Below are 20,107 nucleotides of genomic sequence, written 5' to 3'. Positions count from 1 at the left end.
AGGACGGACACCATGAACGGGATCGCAGCACGGCTTGAAATCGAACAGTTCATCTGCCGCAGCGACAATTACGGCGTCCTCATCCACGATCCCCAAAGTGCACTGACAGCATCCATCGATGCGCCCGATGCAGCGGCGATCGAGGCCGCGCTGAAACGGCGCGGCTGGACGCTCGATTTCATCTTCACAACGCATCACCATCTCGATCACGTCGAGGGCAATGATGCGCTGAAGGCGAAATACGGCGTCAGCATCATCGGCCCCAAGGCCGAAGAAACAAAGATTCCCGGCATCGACCGCACGGTGAAGGACGGCGACGAATTCACCTTCGGGCTCTTCCGCGTCAAGACCATCGCGACGCCCGGCCATACGGCGGGCGAAGTGTCCTATTACCTTCCCGATGCGAAAGCCGTCTTCACGGGCGATACGCTGTTCGCGCTTGGTTGCGGGCGGCTTTTCGAGGGAACGCCGCTCACCATGTTCCAGTCGTTGCAGAAGCTGGTTGCGCTTCCCGGCGACACGGCGGTTTATTGCGGTCATGAATATACCGAAAGCAATGCCCGATTTGCGCTGACCATCGACCCCGCCAATTCCGCCCTCAAGGAGCGTGCCGCCGAGATTGCGCGGCTTCGCGCCGCCGATCGCATGACATTGCCATCAAGCATTGCGCTTGAAATGGCGACCAATCCCTTCCTGCGCTGGCATGATGCAGGCATTCGCAGCCGCCTCGGCCTGCAGGATGCACCCGACGAAGCCGTGTTTGCCGAAATCCGCAAGCGCAAGGATATGTTCTGACATATGCTATTGCTATTTGAGAGCGCGAATCGTTCCACAGTTCGAGGATAGAAGAATGACGGTGTTTTCCCGTTTCCAGATTGCAGGCTGCGCCGTTTTCCTCGGCCTTTTCCCCATTGGCCTTTCTCTTGTCGCCCTGCCCGTTTCCACAAGCGTCGCGTTTGCCGACGACCTGCTTGATGTCGCACCGAAGCAGACGCCTGCCGAAATCAACAATTTCAAGCTGAGCGAAGATTTCCTGTCGCGCATGGAAAAAGTGCAGGAACAGCTGGGTGGCATGGAACTTTCAGCGACCGAAGAGGAAGGACAGGATGCCACGCCTTCCTTCGACAAGATGGTGAAGAGCGTCGAATCCCGTCCGCAGGTCGTGGAAGTACTCAAGGCCCAGAACATCACGCCGTCCGATTATATTCTCGGCTATTTCGCCCTGATGAGCAGCCTTGCAGCAGCTGATGCCGAAAGCGAGCCGCAGTTGGTGGATGAGTTGAAGGACATCAATCCCGAACATCTTGCTTTCGGCAAGCAATATAGTGAACGCATCCGCGTTCTGATCGGCGAGTAACACGGCTCGAAGGAAGAGACGCGAACCGGCGGTTTCGCCGGTTCTTTTGTTTTATCGCACCGGTTGTCTAAGAAGCCGTAACGCATTGATCGTCACGAGAACGGTGGCACCTGTATCGGCCAGAATTGCGGGCCAGAGGCCTGTAATACCCAGCACGGTGGTCACCAGAAAGACAGCCTTCAATCCGAGCGCTATGGCAATATTCTGATGGATATTGCGCATGGTTCGCTTGGAAAGGTCCACCATCGCTGCCACATCGCCAACCCGGCCATGCAGAACCGCAGCGTCGGCCGTTTCCAGCGCCACATCCGTGCCGCCACCCATGGCGATGCCGACATCGGCTGCAGCAAGGGCTGGCGCATCGTTGATGCCGTCACCAACCTTGGCGACGATCAGACCTTCTTTACGCAACTCGCCGACAATACGCTGCTTGTCTTCCGGCAGAAGCTCAGCCCGCACTTCGATCCCGAGATCGCGTCCGATTGCTTCCGCCGTGCGGCGATTGTCACCGGTCAGCATGACGGTGCGAATATTGGCCGCTTTCAATTCCTGCAAACCGGCAATGGCATCAGCGCGCGGTTCATCACGCATGGCGATTGCACCGGCAATCTTGCCATTGGCGACAAGGACAGAAACGGTCTTGCCTTCGTCGTTGCAGGCAGCGATGCGGCTCGCCAGTGCATCCGGAATGGCCGCAATATCATTGGCGGCGCGGCGCGACCCCAGAAACAGGTCCATTTCGCCAACCGCCCCAGACACACCCTTGCCGCCATGGGCCTTGCCCTGCGTGATGGCAGACAGTTTCAGGCTGCGCTGTTCTGCAGCACCGACAATCGCCAGCGCCAGCGGATGGCTTGAGCCCGCATCCAGGGACGCGGCAAGACGCAGCACTTCATCCTCGGACAAGTCGCCTGCAAGAACATCTGTCACCTTCGGCTTGCCTTCGGTCAGCGTGCCGGTCTTGTCGAAACAGGCCGCCGTGATCTTGCCGATGGTTTCCAGCACAGCGCCGCCCTTCATGAGAAGGCCGCGCCGGGCACCCGACGACAGAGCCGCTGCAATTGCAGCAGGCGTGGAAATGACCAGCGCACAGGGGCAACCGATCAGAAGGATCGCAAGACCCTTGTAAACCCATTCATTCCAGTCACCACCCGCAACAAGCGGCGGCAGAATGGCGACGAGCGCCGCCACAACCACAACGCCCGGCGTGTAATAGGTCGAGAAACGATTGATGAAACGTTCGGTCGGCGCCTTGGCTTCCTGCGCTTCCTCGACCAGCCGCACAACCCGGGCGATGGTGTTGTCCTGCGCGGCAGCCGTGACCCGGACCCGCAACACACCATCACCATTGATCGTGCCAGCAAAAACCGTGTCGCCTTCGGCCTTCCCGACCGGGGTGCTTTCACCGGTGACCGGCGCTTCATCGACAGCGCTCTCGCCCGTCAGGATTTCACCATCCGCAGGCATACGGTCGCCGGGGCGCACGGAAATCACATCGCCGACCGCCAGACTGTCGGCGGCAACTTCCGTGGTCGCACCATTTCTCTCAAGGAAGGCAGTCTTCGGCACCAGCGCAGTCAGGGATTGAATGCTGGCACGCGCCTTACCTGCAGCAACGCCTTCCAGAAGCTCACCGACCAGAAACAGAAAAACGACGGCTGCAGCTTCCTCGGTTGCGCCGATAAACATTGCGCCGATGGCGGCAATCGTCATCAGCATCTCGATGGAGAATGGCGTGCCGTTGATGGCCGCCATATAGGCACGCTTGGCAATCGGCACGAGACCGATCAGCATCGCAGCCGTGAAGGCCCAAAGCGCGATGGACGGATAAAGATGTCCGACAATATAGGCCGCGACCAGCCCGCCGCCACAGGCCAGCATCATCTGGCCCTTTTTCGAACGCCACCACGGCTGTGGCTTTGTCAGCCCGGTCGCCTTTGGTGCAGAACCGGCACCGGGGACAACGGTTTTGGCAAGGGCAGTCTTGTAGCCCAGTGCCGTCACTTTGCCGGCGATTTCGTCGCTCTTCGCCGTTCCATCATGATTGACGGTCATTGCGCCATTGGTCACGGAAACGGACACATCCGTCACGCCGGACAGGCGCCGTACGGCAGTATCGATCTTGGCCGCACAGGATGCACAATCCATGCCATCGACCTGAAAGCGGAAACTGTTGGAGGTTACGGCAATAACCTCGTCGTGGGCTTCATGATTGTGTTCATGGGCGTGATCGTGATGATCATGATGGCCGCCGCACGCACTGTGGTCGTGGTCGTGGTCGTGGTCGTGGTCGTGGTCGTGGTCGTGGTCGTGGTCGTGGTCGTGGTCGTGGTCGTGGTGAGAATGATCGTGCGAATGCTCATGCTTCGCCAGTGCTTTTTCCTTGACGGTTTTTTCGGGAGCCATCGGCTCCACACTATAGCCGAGGCTACGCACCTTGCTTGCGATCTTGTCAAGATCGCCTGTTCCATCATGGCTGACGGTCATCGTGCCTGCCGTGACAGAGACGGACACATCCTCGATACCGCGCACGCGCCGCACGGCAGTATCGATCTTGGCTGCGCAGGATGCGCAATCCATACCGTCGATGCGAAAGCGAATCTGGTTCAATGTTTCACTCATGATCTGCTCTTTTCAGCACTGCTCTTGAATTGTGTTGAGCAAGGTCTACATCCTCTAGTGACTAGAGGAGCAAGCGGAAAATGATCATGAATGTATCGATCGGAGAAGCATCGAAAGCGAGCGGCGTCAAAGTGCCGACGATTCGTTATTACGAGCAGATCGGCCTGCTACCCTCACCGCCGCGCACTGATGGCAATCGCCGCCTCTATGACCGGCAGGATGTCCAGCGGCTGCTTTTCATTCGCCACGCACGCGATCTGGGTTTCGAGGTGGATGCGATCCGCACGCTTCTTGATCTTCAGGATAATCCCGACCAGTCATGTTCGGCGGCCGATGCCATTGCACGCGCACGCTTGAGCGATGTCGAACACCGCATCGCAAAACTGCTATCGCTTAAAACCGAACTGCAGCGCATGCTGGAATGCACTGCACATGGCCGCATCGACCAGTGCCGCGTGATCGAAATCCTCGGCAACCATGAGGAATGCGTGCACCCGAAACATTAACTGGGACCGGCTGCCGGTCAGTTCACCTTGGAAAAACGGGTGGCTTCGATCTTGAGCGTGCCGATCTGCGTGCCGATTCGCGCCACGACGGGCGCATAGATGCCCGAATTGCCGAGCGATGCGAAGGAAATCGTGATCCGGCTGCGATTGCTCAGATAATCGATAGCCTTCTTGCCCTTCTGATATCCGGAAATCGGAACGAACTTTGCCGAGCAGACGACCGATTCGCCGGTAAAGCCGTCGGTCGTGAACGATTCGGTGCCATTGAAGGAAAGCTTGATCTCCGCGCGGGTCTGACCGTCGAAAACGCTCAGCGACCGGTCACAGACCGCCCGACCGCTCTTTGCAGGTATCATGAGCGCGCTCAGCGGATCGCTCACATTGAGAAGGTCCTGCGGTGATGTTTCCACCCACGGGTCGCGCTTTTTCACCGGAGGCTGGTTTTCCGCCGCGACGACATCGCCATTGGCGAAGCGGATCGTCGTGCTCTTGTTCTTGCGGCCATGCTTATAGGCGAGATCGAAGCTCTTCGGCACGACCTTGCCCCCAACGGCGCTCCCGGTAACGTGCACGGTGCCGTCCGTATCGTCGAACACACGCGCCAGACCGGAAGTCAGAAAACGGCCATTGAGATTGTAATTGGCGCCATTGACCGTGGTTTCTATGGCAGACCGCGCAATCGAAAGTCCGAAAATGGAAATATCGTATTCGGTCCGATAAAGATCGTTGGCCCTGGCCGGCCCGCTAGCAATCGTTAATCCCGCAAGGATCAGGCCCGCAAAGGTCAACACACCATAATGCGCCAGCCGCTGCCAGACGGGCTTCAACTCATGCGACGGTTCGATCATGCGCGCATTCCTTTCGCTAAAGCACGTCGTGGAAGAGAGAGACCGTTTTCCATAAAGACATGCGTAAAGACAAAAACTCAAAGCAAATTCGCTTTATCCTATCTTGCGACCTGTTTTTCGCCTGGTCGTCTCCTGATGGTTTTCAACCACATTGAAACGCCCAAAAGTTGCGTGGGATTCTTCGATACAGTATCTGTGTAAGCCAAGCAAAACTGGCGAAGTTATGATCGCAAGCTTTCGTGAAGACCGTGCGAAAGCCGGAAAACCGCGTCTTTGCGCGATGGATACGGAATCTCACTTGACTGCAACGGCTGCTGTCACTATAGAAACGCGACTTTCCCAATAGGCCGCCTGTCCGAGATCGCGCGCCAGCAGCATCAAACTGCGTTGATTGCTTGAATTCGGACATTCGGGTCGGGGCCTGAAGAACGTAATTGAAGGTGAGACCAAAATGTCCCGCGCTTGTGAATTGACCGGCAAGTCGGTCCAGTACGGCAACAATGTCAGCCACGCGAACAACAAGACGCGTCGCCGCTTTCTGCCGAACCTCTGCAATGTTACGCTGATGTCCGAAACGCTCGGCCAGAGCTATCGCCTGCGCGTTTCCGCCAACGCTCTGCGTTCGGTTGAACATCGCGGCGGTCTCGATGCGTTCCTCGTCAAGTCTGACGACAAGGAACTTTCGCAGCGCGCTCGCCTGCTGAAGCGTCAGATCGCAAAGAAGCAGGCTGAAGCAGCAGTCGCTGCCTAAGCTTCCGGCCAAAAATTTCGACAAAAAAGGCCGGCTTTTGTCGGCCTTTTTTGCTGGTTCCATCACCCAGGATAAAAAAATGTCAATCAAGACACCTTCTTATTCCCGGCTTATGCCTGCGATACTGGCAATGTGCGTGGCGGTTGCCGCGTCGAACATACTTGTCCAATATCCATTCCAGCATTTTGGCCTCGGTGAAGTGCTGACCTACGGCGCCTTCACCTACCCCATCGCCTTTCTGGTCAATGACCTGACGAATCGCCGCTTCGGCCCCGCTGCCGCGCGCAAGGTCGTCTATGCCGGTTTCGTGCTTGGCGTCATCATGTCGGTCTGGCTCGCCACGCCGCGTATCGCGATTGCCTCCGGCTCCGCTTTCCTTCTCGCACAGCTGATGGACATCACAGTCTTCGACCGCCTGCGTCGCAAGACCTGGTGGAAGGCTCCCTTTGCTGCCGCCATGTTCGGTTCGGTGCTCGATACAATCCTGTTCTTCTCGATTGCCTTCGCAGCCGGCTTCGCCTGGATCGACAAGCTGACCGGAATGCCCGATTCGTCGCTTGCCGAACCAGCATCCTTCCTCGGCCTTGGCGTGCCGCTCTGGGCCTCGCTTGCTTTCGGCGACTTCTTCGTGAAAGTCATTATGGGAACGCTGATGCTGATCCCCTATGGCGCAATCCTCGCCGTCTTTGCCCCGACGCTTTACGCGCCAAACCGGACAAACGCTGGCTGATATTCTCGAGGATTCACGATCCGTTGAACGCAACGAAAACCGGTTTTCCTCAATAAATATCCCCTGTATGAACCGCTCTCCGACAGACCGCAGGTTTTTCCTGCGGTCTTTCTTTATCGGAACGGATTTCTATATTACGTATAGAAAGCAAAAGACGCCTGAAATTATTCAAGCGTCGGCTTTCCTCTTTCGGTTTGACTATATTTATATTTAGGTAAGGATTGATTAGATGTCCTTGAATAAGGAAAAACTTCCACTCGTCATTATTACCGGCGCAAGCTCGGGCATTGGCCTTGCCACTGCAAAAATGTTTGCCCATCGCGGTCATCCATTGTTGCTTCTGGCGCGCCGCCTGGACGCGATGGAAAAGCTCAACCTGCCAGACACGCTCTGCAAATCCGTCGACGTCACTGACCGGAAGGCGCTTGTGGCAGCCGTCCGGGAAGCCGAAGCCAAGTTCGGTCCTGCCGATGCTATCATCAATAATGCCGGTGTGATGTTGCTGGGTGAAGTGAACAAGCAGAACCCGGATGAATGGGACCGGATGCTGGAGGTCAATGTCAAAGGCCTTCTCAACGGCATTCATGCTGTCTCGGCTGGCATGGCTGCGCGCAAGCACGGCACAATCATCAACATCAGCTCGGTGGCTGGCCGCAAGACCTTCGCCAATCATGTCGCCTATGTTGGCACGAAGTTCGCCGTGCACGGCATGTCGGAAAACCTGCGCGAAGAACTTTCGCCACATAATGTCCGTGTCGTGACGATCGCGCCGGGTGCCGTGGAAACGGAACTTCTGAGCCATACCAGCGACGCCGGTATCAAGGCCGGTTACGAAGCATGGAAGAAAGAAATGGGCGCGCCTGTGCTTTCAGCCGACGATGTGGCTCGCGCCATTCTCTATGCCTATGAACAGCCCCAGGGCGTGTGCATACGCGAAATCGTTCTGGCTGCAACCAAACAGCAGGCATGAAAAAGGGCGCTTCAAGCGCCCTTTTTCATGCCTGATTTTTATCGTCCGCCAGCGCGGCGCTGTCGCCCGCCCGAGGCTACAGCACCCTGCTCCTCGAACAGCGAGGCGAGCTGCTCCGTCATCGCGCCTGCCAGTTCTTCCGCATCAACGATGGTGACAGCACGCTGATAATAGCGCGTGACATCATGGCCGATACCGATTGCAATCAACTCCACCGGAGAGCGTGTTTCGATCTCTTCAATCACGGCGCGCAGATGGCGTTCGAGATAGTTGCCCGGATTGACGGAAAGTGTCGAATCGTCGACGGGGGCGCCGTCCGAGATCATCATCAGGATCTTGCGTTGCTCGGGACGCGCCAGCAGCCGCTGATGCGCCCAGATCAGCGCCTCACCGTCGATATTTTCCTTGAGCAGGCCTTCGCGCATCATCAGGCCGAGATTGCGCCGTGCCCGCCGCCAGGGCGCATCGGCGCTCTTGTAGACGATATGGCGCAGATCATTGAGGCGACCCGGATTGGCAGGCTTGCCGCGTCCAAGCCACGCTTCGCGTGACTGGCCACCCTTCCACGCCTTGGTGGTGAAACCGAGAATCTCCACCTTCACACCGCAACGCTCCAGCGTGCGGGCCAGAATGTCCGCACAGGTCGCGGCGACCGTGATCGGACGACCACGCATGGAGCCGGAATTGTCCAGAACCAGCGTCACGACCGTATCGCGAAAATCCGTATCGCGCTCCTGCTTGTAGGAAAGCGGCTGCGTCGGATCAATGACGATGCGCACCAGACGGGCCGAATCGAGATAGCCCTCTTCCAGATCGAAATCCCAGGAGCGATTCTGCTGCGCCATCAGGCGGCGCTGCAAGCGGTTGGCCAGACGCCCCACCACACCTTGCAGATTGGCAAGCTGCTTGTCGAGGAAGCTGCGAAGGCGGTCTAGTTCCGCCTCGTCGCAAAGATCAACCGCTTCAACCTCTTCATCGAACTCTCGCGTGAAGACCTTGTAGTCGACATGTTCGGCAAAATTGGCGAAAGGCTGGTTCGGACGGCGTGTATCGCCCGGCGTTTCCGCGTCGATATCGTCGCTGTCATCCATGTCGTCGGCAGAAGCATCGGCGGCGTCCATTTCGCCCTGCTCGCCTTCATCGCTCGAACTGTCGGATTCTTCGCTTTCAGCGGAATCGGAACCTTCCTGGCTCTCGTCGCCACCTTCCTCGTTCTCGTCGGAATCCGGCGTCTGCTCGTCGTTCTGCTCTTCTTCGTCGCTCGGTTCTTCCTGCGACAGCTCCTCCGCCATATCCATGGAGGCGAGCATGTCACGCACCGTGCGCGCAAAGGCCTGCTGGTCTTCGAGATTGTCGCCAAGCCGCGCAATGTCGGCTGCGGCCTTCTGCTCGATCCACTCCCGCCACAGCTCGAGCACCTGTCCGGCTTCCGCAGGTGCGGACCGTCCGGTCAGCTTTTCACGCAGCAGAAGCGATACGGCTTCCTCAAGCGGCGCATCTTCCTTGGCGGTAACTGCGGAGAAATTGGCTTTCGAATATTTGTCCGCAAGCATGGTGGTGAGATTATCCGCCATGCCTGCCATGGCGCGGGCGCCGATGGCTTCCACACGCGCCTGCTCGACAGCGTCGTAAATCGCGCGCGCCTGCTTTCCTTCCGGGGCAAGGGCCGCGTGAATGCGCGGATTGTGACGTGCCTGACGCAGCGCCATGGAATCGCCGAGGCCACGGGTGACGGCGATATCGTGCGCAGTCGGGCGCTTCGGCAGATCGGGAAGACGGGCGCGATTTGCGCTCAACGCCGGGCGGTCGTTGGTGAACGCCACTTCCAGCTCATGCTCACCGGAAATGGCACGGACGCAAGCCGTTAGAGCGCGCTTGAATGGTTCGGAATCCACCGGCCCCGGTTTACGCTCGCGCGAATTATCGCCTATTCCTGACTTCTGGCCCGACATATGCCTATCCTGACTTCGCTTTCAAGCAAGGGCGAAGCTCATCGCCCCCGCATCAGACAGTGCGCTGCCGCCGGACACGCTCAGGCGGCAGGCTTCTTCCGCATCAAGCGAGAACGATATTCGCTGCCGATTCGGGCAGCTCAACGCCGAAAGCGCGCTGATAGAACTCGGCCACAATCGGGCGTTCCAGTTCGTCGCACTTGTTGAGGAAGGTCAGGCGGAAGGCAAAGCCGACATCGTTGAAGATCGCGGCATTTTCGGACCATGTGATGACCGTACGCGGGCTCATGACGGTCGAGAGATCGCCATTGATGAAGGCCTGACGGGTCATGTCGGCCACGCGCACCATCTTGTTCACGATCTCGCGGCCTTCGGCATTCTGGTAATGCTTGGCCTTGGCGAGAACGATGTTCACTTCATTGTCGTGCGGCAGATAGTTCAGCGTCGTCACGATGGACCAGCGGTCCATCTGCGCCTGGTTGATCTGCTGGGTGCCGTGATAGAGGCCGGTCGTGTCACCGAGGCCAACGGTGTTGGCGGTGGCGAACAGACGGAAAGCCGGATGCGGATGGATAACGCGGCTCTGGTCGAGCAGGGTCAGACGGCCCGAAGTTTCCAGAATGCGCTGGATCACGAACATCACGTCCGGACGACCCGCATCATATTCGTCGAAAACGAGAGCCACATTGTGCTGATAGGCCCAGGGCAGGATGCCGTCCTTGAATTCGGTGACCTGCATGCCGTCTTTCACGACGATGGCATCCTTGCCGACGAGATCGATACGGCTGACATGGCTGTCGAGGTTGACGCGCACGCAAGGCCAGTTGAGGCGGGCTGCGACCTGTTCAATATGGGTCGACTTACCGGTGCCGTGATAACCGGAAACCATCACGCGGCGGTTATAGGCAAAGCCTGCAAGGATCGCGAGCGTCGTCTGACGGTCGAAAAGATAATCCGGATCAAGCTCCGGCACATAGGAATCGCCTGCCGCATAGGCTGGCACCGTCATGTCGGAATCGATCCCGAACACTTCGCGCACCGAAACCGTTGTATCCGGCAAATTGGCTATATCCCGCTCAACCTTGTTCATCATGCCTCCAGAGCGGCAGGCAGCGACCGGCCGCGAATTAATACCGGCAAGCTACCGACCGGCAACTTTCACCCGTGGGCATGTTTTTCCGGCGAGCCGGACGGTATGCCCCTTCCGTAATTCGTTGCGGGCATCCGTGCTTGCGTCCACGCAATCGCGCGGCAGAAGAATGTCCGTCGGAGCTGTCGGCGACAGCCCCATAGTCGGCCTTTCAGACCCAAACAGGCTTTAGCAAAAACCTGCCTGCTTGAGCAATTGATAAGCCTGAATAACATCGCGAAATCTTTCTTCCGATCCGCGATCACCACCATTCGCATCGGGATGGTGCTGTTTTACCAGCTCTTTATAGCGCGCCTTGATCTTATCGCCAGTCGAATTTGGTTCAAGACCGAGTGTCGCCAGCGCCTTTATCTCGAGCGTACGCGGCTTGCGCTGCGCTTTCTGGCCCGGCGCATGTCCCTTGGCTTCCTTGAAAAGGTTGAAGGGATCGCGGATGCGGTTGTGATAGGAAGCCGAACCGGAACGTACCTTCGCCATGTCCGGCGACGTGCGCGGCTTGGCGGTGGAGTTCGCCGTCGTCGACCATGTCGGCCTATGACCCGTGATCGCATCCTTCTGGAATTTCGCGATGTCGCCATCCGAAAGACCAGAGAAGTAATTGAAATTCTTGTTATATTCCCGCACGTGATCAACACAGAAGCGGAAATATTCACCTTCGCGCATGCGTCCGACAGGCGCGCGATGCGTGCCTGGCTTGTCGCACCCGTCCCACTGGCAGCAAGGCCCCGAAGCCTTCGCTTCCGCGGTCTTCTTGGGCTTGATGCGGATACTGTCGAAAAATTTTGAGTTCGTTGTCATCGAATCGAATTATGCGGATTATGAGTTGCTGAACAAGAATTGACATTTCGTCCGGTCTGGCTTTTGGCCATTTCAACTGGGCGAAATTTTGAAGCAGGTTGCTTTCCTGTGCGGATTTGCCCCACCTTTTGCTGCCGAAGCAACGTTATATGAGGCACAGCGTCTATATGGGGAGAAGTGGTCCAAATGTCCATTCACAATAGCAAACAAAGCGCGATGGAAGCGAAACTGACCACGGCTTTCGCTCCCGAACGGCTTGAAGTCATTAATGAAAGCCATCTCCACGCCGGACATCATCACGAAGAGCGCGGCCATCATGAAGTCTATGACGGCACCGGCGAAACACACTTTCGCATCCGTATCGTTGCCCAAGCTTTTGCCGGAATGAGTCGCATTCAGCGCCACCGCGCCATTAACGAACTTTTGAAGGAAGAACTGGATAGCGGCGTCCATGCACTTGCACTGGAGCCTTCCGCTCCTGGCGAAGCAACGCGGCGCTGAGCAGCTTCACGACTACCCATCACTTGGCATCCGAACTCGACATGCCGTCCCAGACGGGAACGTCTCTTCCCCTGATCAGATCCGGCGTAAACCCTGGTCTATATTACAAAGGCGCCCTTTCGGGCGCCTTTGTAATATAGACCAGATAGATCGAACTTTGCGGAGAAAAGAAATTCCAGGATAGTATCTAGTGCAAGTACCAATAGACCAAGACTGTATTTCTCTAATTATAAAGTAGGTCGTAGGCGATTTTCTCCGTAGTTTTCGTATCCAAACATAAGTCATATATAATGTATGCTACCGGATTATTAGTAGCCTTATTGTTGCGAAAAACAATGTTATAGAAGCGTATATTCTCAATAATTTCAAATGAATTTTTTTCTATTACTAGTAGTTGCATCCGAGATATATTAGACTAGAATAATATCATAATATTATGTCGTTTTATTATTACTTATATTTAATACTGAAACGCGCACAAGAAACCGGAAAAGACAACGCCAGCCCGGCCAGATTTTCCGGCCGAAAACTGGCTTTAGTCTGGGATTAAAATATTCAGAAACAAAGTGTTAGGTGGAAACTGCTCCCGCGATAGCTTTCAGCGCGGCAGCGCGGCAACTATGGGCGCAGGCTTTCCATCGGCATCAAGTGGCACGATGCGCAGCCGTGTCAGGCGATTCTTTTCCTTCTTCAGGACGGAAAAGCGCTTCCCGTAAAAGGTGAAAGCCTGTTTCACTTCGGGAATGGTCTGGGTCTCATGAATGACCAGACCGGCAATCGTTGTCGCTTCCTCATCCGGCAAAGACCAGTCAAGCGCGCGGTTAATATCGCGAATCGGCAGCGATCCGTCGACAATCACCGAACCATCCGGCTGCAGGCGGACACCCTGGATTTCGATGTCGTGTTCGTCGGCAATATCGCCGACGATTTCTTCCAGAATATCCTCAAGCGTCACCAGCCCCTGCACGTCACCATACTCGTCGACGACGATGGCAATATGCGCCTTCCGGCGGAGAAACGCGTCGAGCTGGTCCTGCAACGTGGTCGTGTCGGGCACGAACCACGGCTTGCGCGCAACCTTCATGATGTCGATGCGCTTGAAATCATTGTCGACGTCGTAAAGCGCGCGCAGCAGGTCCTTGGTGTGGATAATGCCGACAATATTATCGATATCGTCGCGCCAGAGCGGCATACGTGTATGCGGGCTGGCCAGAATATCGCGCACGATCTCATCCGCCGGAGCATCGGCATTGACGGTGCCCATCGAGGTCCGGTGCACCATGACGTCGCTGACTTCCAGCTCCTTGAGGTCGAGCAGGCCGCCCAGCTGGTCACGATCTTCCTTGATGAGCGACTTGTCGCGATGCAGCACCTCGACCGCACCGCGCAATTCCTCCTGCGGGCTCAACATGGACCGACCGGCGGCAAGATTGATGCCGCAAAGCTTCAGGATCGCGCGCACAATGCGGTTCACCGCACTGGAAATCGGGCCGAGGATCAGGACGACCAGCGACACGCCGCGTGCAACGGCAAGCGAAAACCGGTCTGGACCGGAAATCGCCCAGGATTTCGGCAGCACTTCCGCGAAGATGACCAGAATGACCGTCATTGCCAGCGTGGCATAAGCAACGCCCGCATCGCCGAACAGGTTCAAAAAGATGCTGGTGGCAATGGAGGACGCCAGAATATTGGCGAGGTTGTTGCCGATCAGAAGCGCACCGATCAGCCGGTCGCGGCGACTGATGAGGCGCTGGACCAGCCCTGCGCGCTCATCGCCATTATGTTCGAGCGTGTGCATCCGGGCTCGAGACGCCGCCGTCAGCGCCGTTTCGGATCCGGAAAAGAATGCTGAGAGAATGACGCAGAGCAGGATGATGCCGCACATAACCCAGAGCTCGAAAGCCATCCGCCTTATCCTCTTATTTCGTTTCCAGACGTTCTTTCAAAAATTCCAGCACGGCGGCCGGTGGCACGTCCTTGGCAATAAAGGACTGGCCGATGCCGCGCGTCAGGATGAAGGTGAGCGCACCACGCGCCACTTTCTTGTCCTGCGCAATATAATCCATCAGCTTTTCCGCCGGTGGCAACCCGCCCGGAACATCCGACAGCCTGTATGGCAGCCCGACGGCTTTCAGATGCGCCTCAACGCGCTCCGCATCCTCAATGCCGCACAGGTTCATCTTGACCGAGAAGCGATGGGCCAGCGCCATACCGATAGCGACACCTTCACCATGCACAAGACGGGTCGAATCGTAGCCCGTTGCCGTTTCCAGCGCGTGGCCGAAAGTATGGCCGAGATTGAGAAGCGCCCGGTCACCGGTTTCGCGCTCGTCGCGCGCAACAACGGCTGCCTTGCAGCGGCAGGATTCAGCGATGGCTTGCGTCCGTGCCGCCCCGCCGGAGAAGACCTCCTGCCAGTTCTGTTCCAGCCATTCAAAAAAGTCCGGACGGTCGATCAGACCATATTTTGCAACTTCGGCATAACCGGCGCGGAATTCACGCGGGCTCAGCGTGTCGAGAACCTCCGTATCGGCCAGAACCAGCTGCGGCTGATAAAAGACACCGACGAGATTTTTACCGTGTGCCGTGTTGATCCCGGTCTTGCCACCGACCGAGGAATCCACCTGCGACAGGAGCGAGGTCGGCATCTGAACGAAATTCATACCACGCCGCACGATACCGGCGACGAAGCCCGAAAGATCGCCAACCACACCGCCGCCAAATGCCACGACCGCGTCGCCGCGCTCCAGCCGCGCCGCCAGTACGGCATTGGTGACGGTTTCCAGCGTACCGAAGGATTTGGACTTTTCGCCCGGCGCAACAATCACCGGCGTCACATCGATACTGGCCTTGGCGAAGCTTGCTGTCAGGCGCTCCAGATGAGCCTTGGCAACATTTTCGTCCGTCACCACCGCCACGCGCACGCCTTTCAGACGCTTCGCCAACTCCTCGCCTGCACGATCCACCAGCCCCTTGCCGATCAGAATATCGTAGGAGCGGTCGCCAAGCGACACGGGAACAGTCGTAACATCCTGGGCGATGGAAGGCGCGTTCATGCGTAGTCTCCAATACATGCGGCGAAGACATCGGCGGCTTGTTCTACCGGACCGATTATGCCTCTAATCTTTCAAGATGATCCGCCAGAACATCGAGCAGTTCCGCAGCGATCACTTCCTTCTTGTCATCCCGCGTCATCAGCTGAAGGTCGGCCAGTGCATAGACAGGATAACGTTCATTCATCAGCCGCAGCATGACGCCGCGCGGATCGCTGTTTTTCAGCAGCGGGCGGTTCTGGCGGCGCGATACGCGCTCCATCAGAATATCGATTTCCGCATTGAGCCAGACGGAAACACCTGCACGACCGATTGCCGCGCGTGTTTCGGCATTCATATAGGCCCCGCCGCCGGTGGCCAGAACCATCGGTCCGTCTTCGAGCAGGCGCATGATGACCCGACGTTCGAGATCGCGGAACTCGACCTCGCCATATGCTTCAAACAATTCAGGAATGGTCATGCGGGAAACCGCTTCGATCTCCGTATCGGCATCGCGAAACGGCAGGCCGAGCAAGGCTGCAGCCTTGCGTCCGACGGTGGATTTGCCTGCACCCATCAGCCCCACGAGTACCACGACTTTCGAACCGAGAAGATCGCGGATCAGCTCCGCTTTCTCATGTAGATTGTTTTGTTTTGTCGTGCTGCTCATTGACCTCGTCCATTTGTTCCGGTTCCACATGAAAAACAGGACGACGTCAATTGCTTTGATTGGTTTTCAGGGCGTGCATGGCCGCAAGCAAGGCTTTTTTGCATGATTGGGCTCTTGTCTCCTCTTTCATTCCTTCTCCTTGCTTTCATTCCTCCTCCTTGCTTTCGTCCCCCCTCCTTGCTTTCGTCCCAATGCCACAGCATAAAAGATGGATGCCTACGCTAACGCGCCTCGTTCTCTTTCTCGCCCTTGTCGCCGCCGTCGTTTATGGCGCGATGTATACACTTGCCAATTTCGTTGAGCCGGACACACGCGAGATCACCGTCGAAATACCGGCTTCGAAGCTGAAACCGGTCACGATTGCGCCTCCGCCAGCTCCCGCAGCCGAGCTTGCCCCTGCGGAGACCGCCGATACGGCGCCCCAATCGCCGCAGACACCGCAGGAATGACAATGCGCGCATCGCTGGCGATCGAGAACTTTCTGGAAATGATGAGTGCCGAACGCGGCGCGGCGGAAAACACGCTTGAATCCTACCGGCGCGATCTTGAGGCGGTGGCAGAGGCGCTGTCGGCCCGAGGCGTCAATCTTGCCGAAGCGGGTGCGGACCATATTCGCAGCGCCATCGATGCCATGGCAACGGAAGGTTTTGCCGCGACATCGCAAGCCCGGCGTCTGTCGGCGCTACGCCAGTTCTTCCGCTTTCTCTATTCGGAAGGTTATCGGCAGGACGATCCAACCGGTACGGTCGATGCGCCGAAAAAGCAGAAGCCTTTGCCGAAAATCATGAGCGTTGAGAACGTCACAAAACTGCTCGACCGCGCAGCACTTGAAACCAGCGAAGAAGCGGAACCGGCCGAGCGCTTCAAGGCGCTGCGTCTTCACGCTCTCATTGAAACACTTTATGCCACCGGCATGCGCGTTTCCGAACTTGTCGGTCTGCCGGTCGGCGTCGCGCGCACCGACCACCGCTTCCTACTGGTTCGCGGCAAGGGCTCCAAGGAACGCATGGTCCCGCTTTCGCCCAAGGCCCGTGAGGCGTTGCAGCGCTTTCTCGCCTTGCGGGATTCCCTGCCTGGCAGCGATGACAATCCGTGGCTTTTTCCGGCTTTTTCGGAAAGCGGCCACCTGGCGCGCCAGGTTTTTGCACGCGAACTGAAAGGGCTTGCCGCGCGGGCGGGATTGTCGGCGGCAGCCGTTTCACCGCACGTGCTCCGCCATGCCTTTGCCAGCCATCTGCTGCAGAACGGTGCCGATCTGCGTACCGTGCAGCAATTGCTCGGCCACGCCGACATTTCAACGACGCAAATCTATACGCATGTGCTGGAGGAAAGACTGCATAAGCTTGTCAGCGAGCATCATCCGCTTGCCGATTAGCCTCTGTCCGGTTATGAGAAAGTCGAAAATTTGCAAGATGAGCCAGTAGTGAATATGTAAAGCGCCGTAAAACAGCCTTTTTCAGGCTCGCAATAGCGCTAATCCCTTTGGAAAAAGCACGAACAGTCAGGCCCGATGTACAACTATCTCGACTTTGAAAAACCCGTCGCCGACCTTGAAGGCCAGATTCTTGAGCTCAAGAAGCTCGCGCAGGAACAAGGCAGCGTCGAGATGAGCGACGAGATTCGTCGCCTCGAGAAGCGTTCGGCCGATGCGCTGAAGGACATCTATCGCAAGCTGACCCCGTGGCAGAAGACGCAGATCGCCCGCCATCCGGACCGTCCGCATTGCCTGGAATATATTGACCGGCTGTTCACCGAATTCACTCCGCTCGCCGGTGACCGCAAGTTTGCCAATGACGAAGCTCTCCAGACTGGTTTTGGCCGCTTCAACGGTCAGGCCGTTGCGATCATCGGGCAGGAAAAAGGCTCTGACACCAAGACGCGCCTGAAGCACAATTTCGGCTCGGCCCGTCCGGAAGGCTATCGCAAGGCCGTCCGCATCATGGAAATGGCAGACCGTTTCCAACTGCCGCTCATCACTTTCGTCGACACGGCAGGCGCCTATCCGGGTGTCAGCGCCGAAGAACGCGGCCAGGCTGAAGCCATTGCGCGCTCGACGGCAGAATGCCTCCGGCTGCGCGTCCCGGTCATCTCGATCATCATCGGTGAAGGCGGTTCGGGTGGCGCAATCGCCATCGCCGTTGCAAACCGCGTCTATATGCTTGAGCATTCAATCTATTCGGTGATCTCGCCCGAAGGTGCTGCGTCGATCCTCTGGCACGATTCCACCCGCGCCAAGGATGCCGCCTCAAGCATGCGTATCACCGCACAGGACCTGTTTGACCTGAAGGTCATTGACGGTGTCATTCCTGAACCTATGGGTGGTGCGCATCGCGGCAAGGAAGCCGTCATCGATGCAGCTGGCGATATCATCACAGCATCGCTGCGCTCGATGAAGGATATCGACGGCGAAACGCTGAAGCAGGAACGCCGCCAGAAATTCCTCGAAATCGGCCGCAACATCTGATTTTCACCGCAAATTGGAGCGCATCCCGAAAAGTGTAATACGGTTTTCGGAATAAGATGCGCGGTTCAGAACAAAGAAGAAGACCCGTCCGGGAGGCCTCGCGCCTCCCGGATTTGCATCATGCTGCAAATTCGGCCATATTGCCGACGCGCTGGATTTTAGCTATCTGAGCAAGGATTTATAAACGATACCGTAAGGTTTCAGTTTTAAAATTCGACGTTCAGGAAATTGGCTTTTGCTCATAAAGTCTCTGGCGTAGCTCTAACAGACTCGATGCGACATGAAGATCAGAACCGCAATTCTAGGCTCCGTAATGGCAACCGCGCTCCTCGCCGGCTGTCAGGGTTCGTCCGTATCCGATCTAAGCCTCCGGGCCGAGAAGCCGCTTCCCGAGAAAGTCGTTGCCAAGATGAAGGCGAAGGGCATGACCCGCACCTCGCCAATCATGGTACGCATTTTCAAGGAAGAAGGCACACTCGAGGTCTGGAAGCAGAAGAACAACGGCAAGTACGACCAGATCGCGTCCTACGACATCTGCAAATGGTCGGGCAAGCTCGGGCCGAAATATATCGAGGGTGACCGTCAGGCGCCGGAAGGTTTCTACAACGTCCGCCCCGCCCAGATGAACCCGAATTCGAGCTATTATCTCTCGTTCAACATCGGTTTCCCCAACGCCTATGACCGCGCCAATGGCCGCACGGGCCAGCACCTGATGGTGCATGGCGCATGCTCGTCGTCGGGCTGTTACTCGATGACCGACGAACAGGTTGCCGAGATTTACGCCTTCGGTCGCGACGCCTTCAAGGGCGGCCAGCGCGACTTCCAGATTCAGGCATTTCCGTTCCGTATGACGGCTGCCAACATGGCGCGATACAAGAGCGACCCGAACTATTCCTTCTGGAAGATGCTGAAGCAGGGCTACGACTCTTTCGAGGTCACCAAGGTGCCACCAAAGGTCGATGTTTGCGAAAAGCGCTATGTGTTCAACGTCGCGACACCCGACGGCCAGCCTCTGTCCGCAACGGACGCCTGCCCGCCTTCGGCTGGCGGCGAGGCCATGTCCTATGCGTCTTACGAAAAGACCTATCAGTCGGCATTCAGCGCCAGCCAGAAGGCACCGGCACCGTCTATTCAGGGCATCGCCGAAGCCAAGCTCGTCTCCGCCTGGAGCGCTGCGCGTGCACGCGGTGAAAAGGTAACGCGGGAACCGCCGTCACTCACCGCTTCTTCCGCTGAAAAGGCGGGCGCACCGGACATTCGCCCGGCAACGCCAGCCGCACAGCCGACAGCCATTGCTGCAACGCCGCAACCGGCTGCTGTTCCGGCTCAGCCGACGACACAGACCGCAGCTGTGCCCGCACCACAGCCAAACCCGGCTGCAGCGCAGGCTGCTCAGTCTGTTTCACCCCAGGTCTCTCCAATGACGACCGCCAGCACGGTGGCGCAGAATGTCGAACAGCCGGCAGCTGTCGCAGCCCCCGAGCCGAAGAAGCCATGGTGGAAGATCATCGGGAACTGATGGCCTGGCAGGATGACATTCCTGTTTACGACCTGAGGGGGCTTAAATGCCCCCTTCCGGTTTTGAAAACCCGCAATCGTCTGGAAAAAATGCCGAGCGAAGCGCTTCTCTGGGTGGAAGCGACCGATCCGCTGTCCGGCATCGACATCCCGCATTTCTGCACGCAGGAAGGCCACGCCCTGGTCGCGCAGGAGCACCAAGGGACGTTGCATCGCTTCCTTATTCGCAAGAAATAAG

General features: G+C 57.4%; 21 protein-coding genes. 12 read left to right on the top strand and 9 right to left on the bottom strand.

Annotation, left to right across the window (positions count from 1 at the left end; all coding sequences use genetic code 11):
• Nucleotides 1-12: 12 nt before the first annotated feature.
• Both gloB and AC1RHM_RS19035 read left to right on the top strand, forming a co-directional pair.
• On the top strand, nt 13-795 hold the full coding sequence (gene gloB / locus AC1RHM_RS19040; protein ID WP_010657602.1) for a hydroxyacylglutathione hydrolase: 783 nt from the start codon (nt 13-15) through the stop codon (nt 793-795).
• A 55-nt stretch (nt 796-850) separates the two neighbouring features.
• Entirely contained in the window at nt 851-1,357 is a 507-nt protein-coding gene (locus tag AC1RHM_RS19035) for a hypothetical protein (protein WP_010657603.1), read from the top strand.
• Nucleotides 1,358-1,408: 51 nt separating this feature from the next.
• Here AC1RHM_RS19035 and AC1RHM_RS19030 read toward each other — a convergent pair whose 3' ends face one another.
• Nucleotides 1,409-3,979: a heavy metal translocating P-type ATPase gene (locus AC1RHM_RS19030; protein ID WP_492332609.1), complete on the bottom strand. Its 2,571-nt coding sequence runs from the start codon at nt 3,977-3,979 to the stop codon at nt 1,409-1,411.
• Nucleotides 3,980-4,059: 80 nt separating this feature from the next.
• On the opposite strand from AC1RHM_RS19030, the gene AC1RHM_RS19025 reads away from it, so the two are divergent.
• Nucleotides 4,060-4,485 (top strand): MerR family transcriptional regulator, encoded by a 426-nt coding sequence (locus AC1RHM_RS19025; RefSeq protein WP_012091121.1) that lies wholly within the window; start codon nt 4,060-4,062, stop codon nt 4,483-4,485.
• A gap of 17 nt (nt 4,486-4,502) precedes the next feature.
• Here the strand turns inward: AC1RHM_RS19025 and AC1RHM_RS19020 are convergent, their stop codons facing one another.
• On the bottom strand, nt 4,503-5,333 hold the full coding sequence (locus AC1RHM_RS19020) for a DUF3108 domain-containing protein (RefSeq protein ID WP_010657606.1): 831 nt from the start codon (nt 5,331-5,333) through the stop codon (nt 4,503-4,505).
• A gap of 451 nt (nt 5,334-5,784) precedes the next feature.
• Between AC1RHM_RS19020 and rpmB the strand changes: the two genes are divergently transcribed.
• From rpmB to AC1RHM_RS19005, 3 genes are all read left to right on the top strand, one after another.
• Nucleotides 5,785-6,084 carry a 50S ribosomal protein L28 gene (gene rpmB, locus AC1RHM_RS19015; RefSeq protein ID WP_010657607.1) on the top strand — a complete coding sequence of 100 codons (300 nt, stop codon included), beginning with the start codon at nt 5,785-5,787 and terminating at the stop codon, nt 6,082-6,084.
• Nucleotides 6,085-6,163: 79 nt separating this feature from the next.
• Nucleotides 6,164-6,814, top strand: a complete 651-nt coding sequence (locus AC1RHM_RS19010; RefSeq protein ID WP_010657608.1) for a queuosine precursor transporter — start codon at nt 6,164-6,166, stop codon at nt 6,812-6,814.
• A 229-nt stretch (nt 6,815-7,043) separates the two neighbouring features.
• Nucleotides 7,044-7,784: an SDR family oxidoreductase gene (locus AC1RHM_RS19005; protein ID WP_010657609.1), complete on the top strand. Its 741-nt coding sequence runs from the start codon at nt 7,044-7,046 to the stop codon at nt 7,782-7,784.
• Between the two features lie 38 nt (nt 7,785-7,822).
• On the opposite strand, the gene cobT is transcribed toward AC1RHM_RS19005, so the two are convergent.
• The 4 genes from cobT to AC1RHM_RS18985 form a co-directional block, all read right to left on the bottom strand.
• A complete protein-coding gene (cobT, locus tag AC1RHM_RS19000; RefSeq protein WP_010657610.1) occupies nt 7,823-9,736 on the bottom strand; it encodes a cobaltochelatase subunit CobT in 1,914 nt (637 codons plus the stop codon).
• Nucleotides 9,737-9,839: 103 nt separating this feature from the next.
• Nucleotides 9,840-10,826, bottom strand: a complete 987-nt coding sequence (gene cobS, locus AC1RHM_RS18995) for a cobaltochelatase subunit CobS (RefSeq protein ID WP_010657611.1) — start codon at nt 10,824-10,826, stop codon at nt 9,840-9,842.
• Between the two features lie 228 nt (nt 10,827-11,054).
• Nucleotides 11,055-11,684 carry a J domain-containing protein gene (locus AC1RHM_RS18990; RefSeq protein WP_010657612.1) on the bottom strand — a complete coding sequence of 210 codons (630 nt, stop codon included), beginning with the start codon at nt 11,682-11,684 and terminating at the stop codon, nt 11,055-11,057.
• On the bottom strand, nt 11,681-11,878 hold the full coding sequence (locus tag AC1RHM_RS18985; RefSeq protein WP_080514313.1) for a hypothetical protein: 198 nt from the start codon (nt 11,876-11,878) through the stop codon (nt 11,681-11,683). The genes AC1RHM_RS18990 and AC1RHM_RS18985 overlap by 4 nt, the downstream gene beginning before the upstream one ends.
• Between AC1RHM_RS18985 and AC1RHM_RS18980 the strand changes: the two genes are divergently transcribed.
• Nucleotides 11,871-12,185, top strand: a complete 315-nt coding sequence (locus AC1RHM_RS18980; RefSeq protein WP_010657613.1) for a BolA family protein — start codon at nt 11,871-11,873, stop codon at nt 12,183-12,185. The genes AC1RHM_RS18985 and AC1RHM_RS18980 overlap by 8 nt on opposite strands.
• Before the next feature lie 598 nt (nt 12,186-12,783).
• Here the strand turns inward: AC1RHM_RS18980 and AC1RHM_RS18975 are convergent.
• Genes AC1RHM_RS18975 through AC1RHM_RS18965 form a run of 3 tightly spaced genes read right to left on the bottom strand, consistent with a single transcriptional unit; the run spans nt 12,784 to nt 15,887 of the window.
• Nucleotides 12,784-14,091: an HlyC/CorC family transporter gene (locus AC1RHM_RS18975; protein ID WP_010657614.1), complete on the bottom strand. Its 1,308-nt coding sequence runs from the start codon at nt 14,089-14,091 to the stop codon at nt 12,784-12,786.
• 13 nt (nt 14,092-14,104) lie between these two features.
• On the bottom strand, nt 14,105-15,241 hold the full coding sequence (gene aroB, locus AC1RHM_RS18970; RefSeq protein WP_010657615.1) for a 3-dehydroquinate synthase: 1,137 nt from the start codon (nt 15,239-15,241) through the stop codon (nt 14,105-14,107).
• A 55-nt stretch (nt 15,242-15,296) separates the two neighbouring features.
• Nucleotides 15,297-15,887, bottom strand: coding sequence for a shikimate kinase (locus AC1RHM_RS18965; RefSeq protein ID WP_010657616.1), 591 nt, complete (start codon nt 15,885-15,887; stop codon nt 15,297-15,299).
• Nucleotides 15,888-16,099: 212 nt separating this feature from the next.
• Between AC1RHM_RS18965 and AC1RHM_RS18960 the strand changes: the two genes are divergently transcribed.
• From AC1RHM_RS18960 to AC1RHM_RS18940, 5 genes are all read left to right on the top strand, one after another.
• Nucleotides 16,100-16,336 (top strand): hypothetical protein, encoded by a 237-nt coding sequence (locus AC1RHM_RS18960; RefSeq protein WP_010657617.1) that lies wholly within the window; start codon nt 16,100-16,102, stop codon nt 16,334-16,336.
• A gap of 2 nt (nt 16,337-16,338) precedes the next feature.
• Entirely contained in the window at nt 16,339-17,262 is a 924-nt protein-coding gene (gene xerD, locus AC1RHM_RS18955) for a site-specific tyrosine recombinase XerD (RefSeq protein ID WP_010657618.1), read from the top strand.
• Nucleotides 17,263-17,397: 135 nt separating this feature from the next.
• On the top strand, nt 17,398-18,351 hold the full coding sequence (locus AC1RHM_RS18950) for an acetyl-CoA carboxylase carboxyltransferase subunit alpha (protein ID WP_010657619.1): 954 nt from the start codon (nt 17,398-17,400) through the stop codon (nt 18,349-18,351).
• A 280-nt stretch (nt 18,352-18,631) separates the two neighbouring features.
• Nucleotides 18,632-19,870 carry a L,D-transpeptidase family protein gene (locus AC1RHM_RS18945; RefSeq protein ID WP_010657620.1) on the top strand — a complete coding sequence of 413 codons (1,239 nt, stop codon included), beginning with the start codon at nt 18,632-18,634 and terminating at the stop codon, nt 19,868-19,870.
• A complete protein-coding gene (locus tag AC1RHM_RS18940) occupies nt 19,849-20,106 on the top strand; it encodes a sulfurtransferase TusA family protein (protein ID WP_029375812.1) in 258 nt (85 codons plus the stop codon). The genes AC1RHM_RS18945 and AC1RHM_RS18940 overlap by 22 nt, the downstream gene beginning before the upstream one ends.
• Nucleotide 20,107: the final 1 nt, after the last annotated feature.

The sequence above is a fragment of the Brucella sp. GW823-FHT04E01 genome (assembly GCF_058796175.1).
This window is presented reverse-complemented; position numbering and strand designations above follow the sequence as displayed.

Bases quoted from the DNA above. Each gene is read 5' to 3' on its own strand.
- gloB (WP_010657602.1), top strand. From the start codon at position 13: ATGAACGGGATCGCAGCACGGCTTGAAATCGAACAGTTCATCTGCCGC.
- AC1RHM_RS18950 (WP_010657619.1), top strand. From the start codon at position 17,398: ATGTACAACTATCTCGACTTTGAAAAACCCGTCGCCGACCTTGAAGGC.
- AC1RHM_RS19035 (WP_010657603.1), top strand. From the start codon at position 851: ATGACGGTGTTTTCCCGTTTCCAGATTGCAGGCTGCGCCGTTTTCCTC.
- AC1RHM_RS18965 (WP_010657616.1), bottom strand. From the start codon at position 15,887: ATGAGCAGCACGACAAAACAAAACAATCTACATGAGAAAGCGGAGCTG.
- AC1RHM_RS19010 (WP_010657608.1), top strand. From the start codon at position 6,164: ATGTCAATCAAGACACCTTCTTATTCCCGGCTTATGCCTGCGATACTG.
- cobT (WP_010657610.1), bottom strand. From the start codon at position 9,736: ATGTCGGGCCAGAAGTCAGGAATAGGCGATAATTCGCGCGAGCGTAAA.
- AC1RHM_RS18980 (WP_010657613.1), top strand. From the start codon at position 11,871: ATGTCCATTCACAATAGCAAACAAAGCGCGATGGAAGCGAAACTGACC.
- AC1RHM_RS19025 (WP_012091121.1), top strand. From the start codon at position 4,060: ATGATCATGAATGTATCGATCGGAGAAGCATCGAAAGCGAGCGGCGTC.
- cobS (WP_010657611.1), bottom strand. From the start codon at position 10,826: ATGAACAAGGTTGAGCGGGATATAGCCAATTTGCCGGATACAACGGTT.
- AC1RHM_RS18945 (WP_010657620.1), top strand. From the start codon at position 18,632: ATGAAGATCAGAACCGCAATTCTAGGCTCCGTAATGGCAACCGCGCTC.
- rpmB (WP_010657607.1), top strand. From the start codon at position 5,785: ATGTCCCGCGCTTGTGAATTGACCGGCAAGTCGGTCCAGTACGGCAAC.
- aroB (WP_010657615.1), bottom strand. From the start codon at position 15,241: ATGAACGCGCCTTCCATCGCCCAGGATGTTACGACTGTTCCCGTGTCG.
- AC1RHM_RS19030 (WP_492332609.1), bottom strand. From the start codon at position 3,979: ATGAGTGAAACATTGAACCAGATTCGCTTTCGCATCGACGGTATGGAT.
- xerD (WP_010657618.1), top strand. From the start codon at position 16,339: ATGCGCGCATCGCTGGCGATCGAGAACTTTCTGGAAATGATGAGTGCC.
- AC1RHM_RS19020 (WP_010657606.1), bottom strand. From the start codon at position 5,333: ATGATCGAACCGTCGCATGAGTTGAAGCCCGTCTGGCAGCGGCTGGCG.
- AC1RHM_RS18975 (WP_010657614.1), bottom strand. From the start codon at position 14,091: ATGGCTTTCGAGCTCTGGGTTATGTGCGGCATCATCCTGCTCTGCGTC.
- AC1RHM_RS19005 (WP_010657609.1), top strand. From the start codon at position 7,044: ATGTCCTTGAATAAGGAAAAACTTCCACTCGTCATTATTACCGGCGCA.
- AC1RHM_RS18990 (WP_010657612.1), bottom strand. From the start codon at position 11,684: ATGACAACGAACTCAAAATTTTTCGACAGTATCCGCATCAAGCCCAAG.
- AC1RHM_RS18960 (WP_010657617.1), top strand. From the start codon at position 16,100: ATGCCTACGCTAACGCGCCTCGTTCTCTTTCTCGCCCTTGTCGCCGCC.
- AC1RHM_RS18985 (WP_080514313.1), bottom strand. From the start codon at position 11,878: ATGGACATTTGGACCACTTCTCCCCATATAGACGCTGTGCCTCATATA.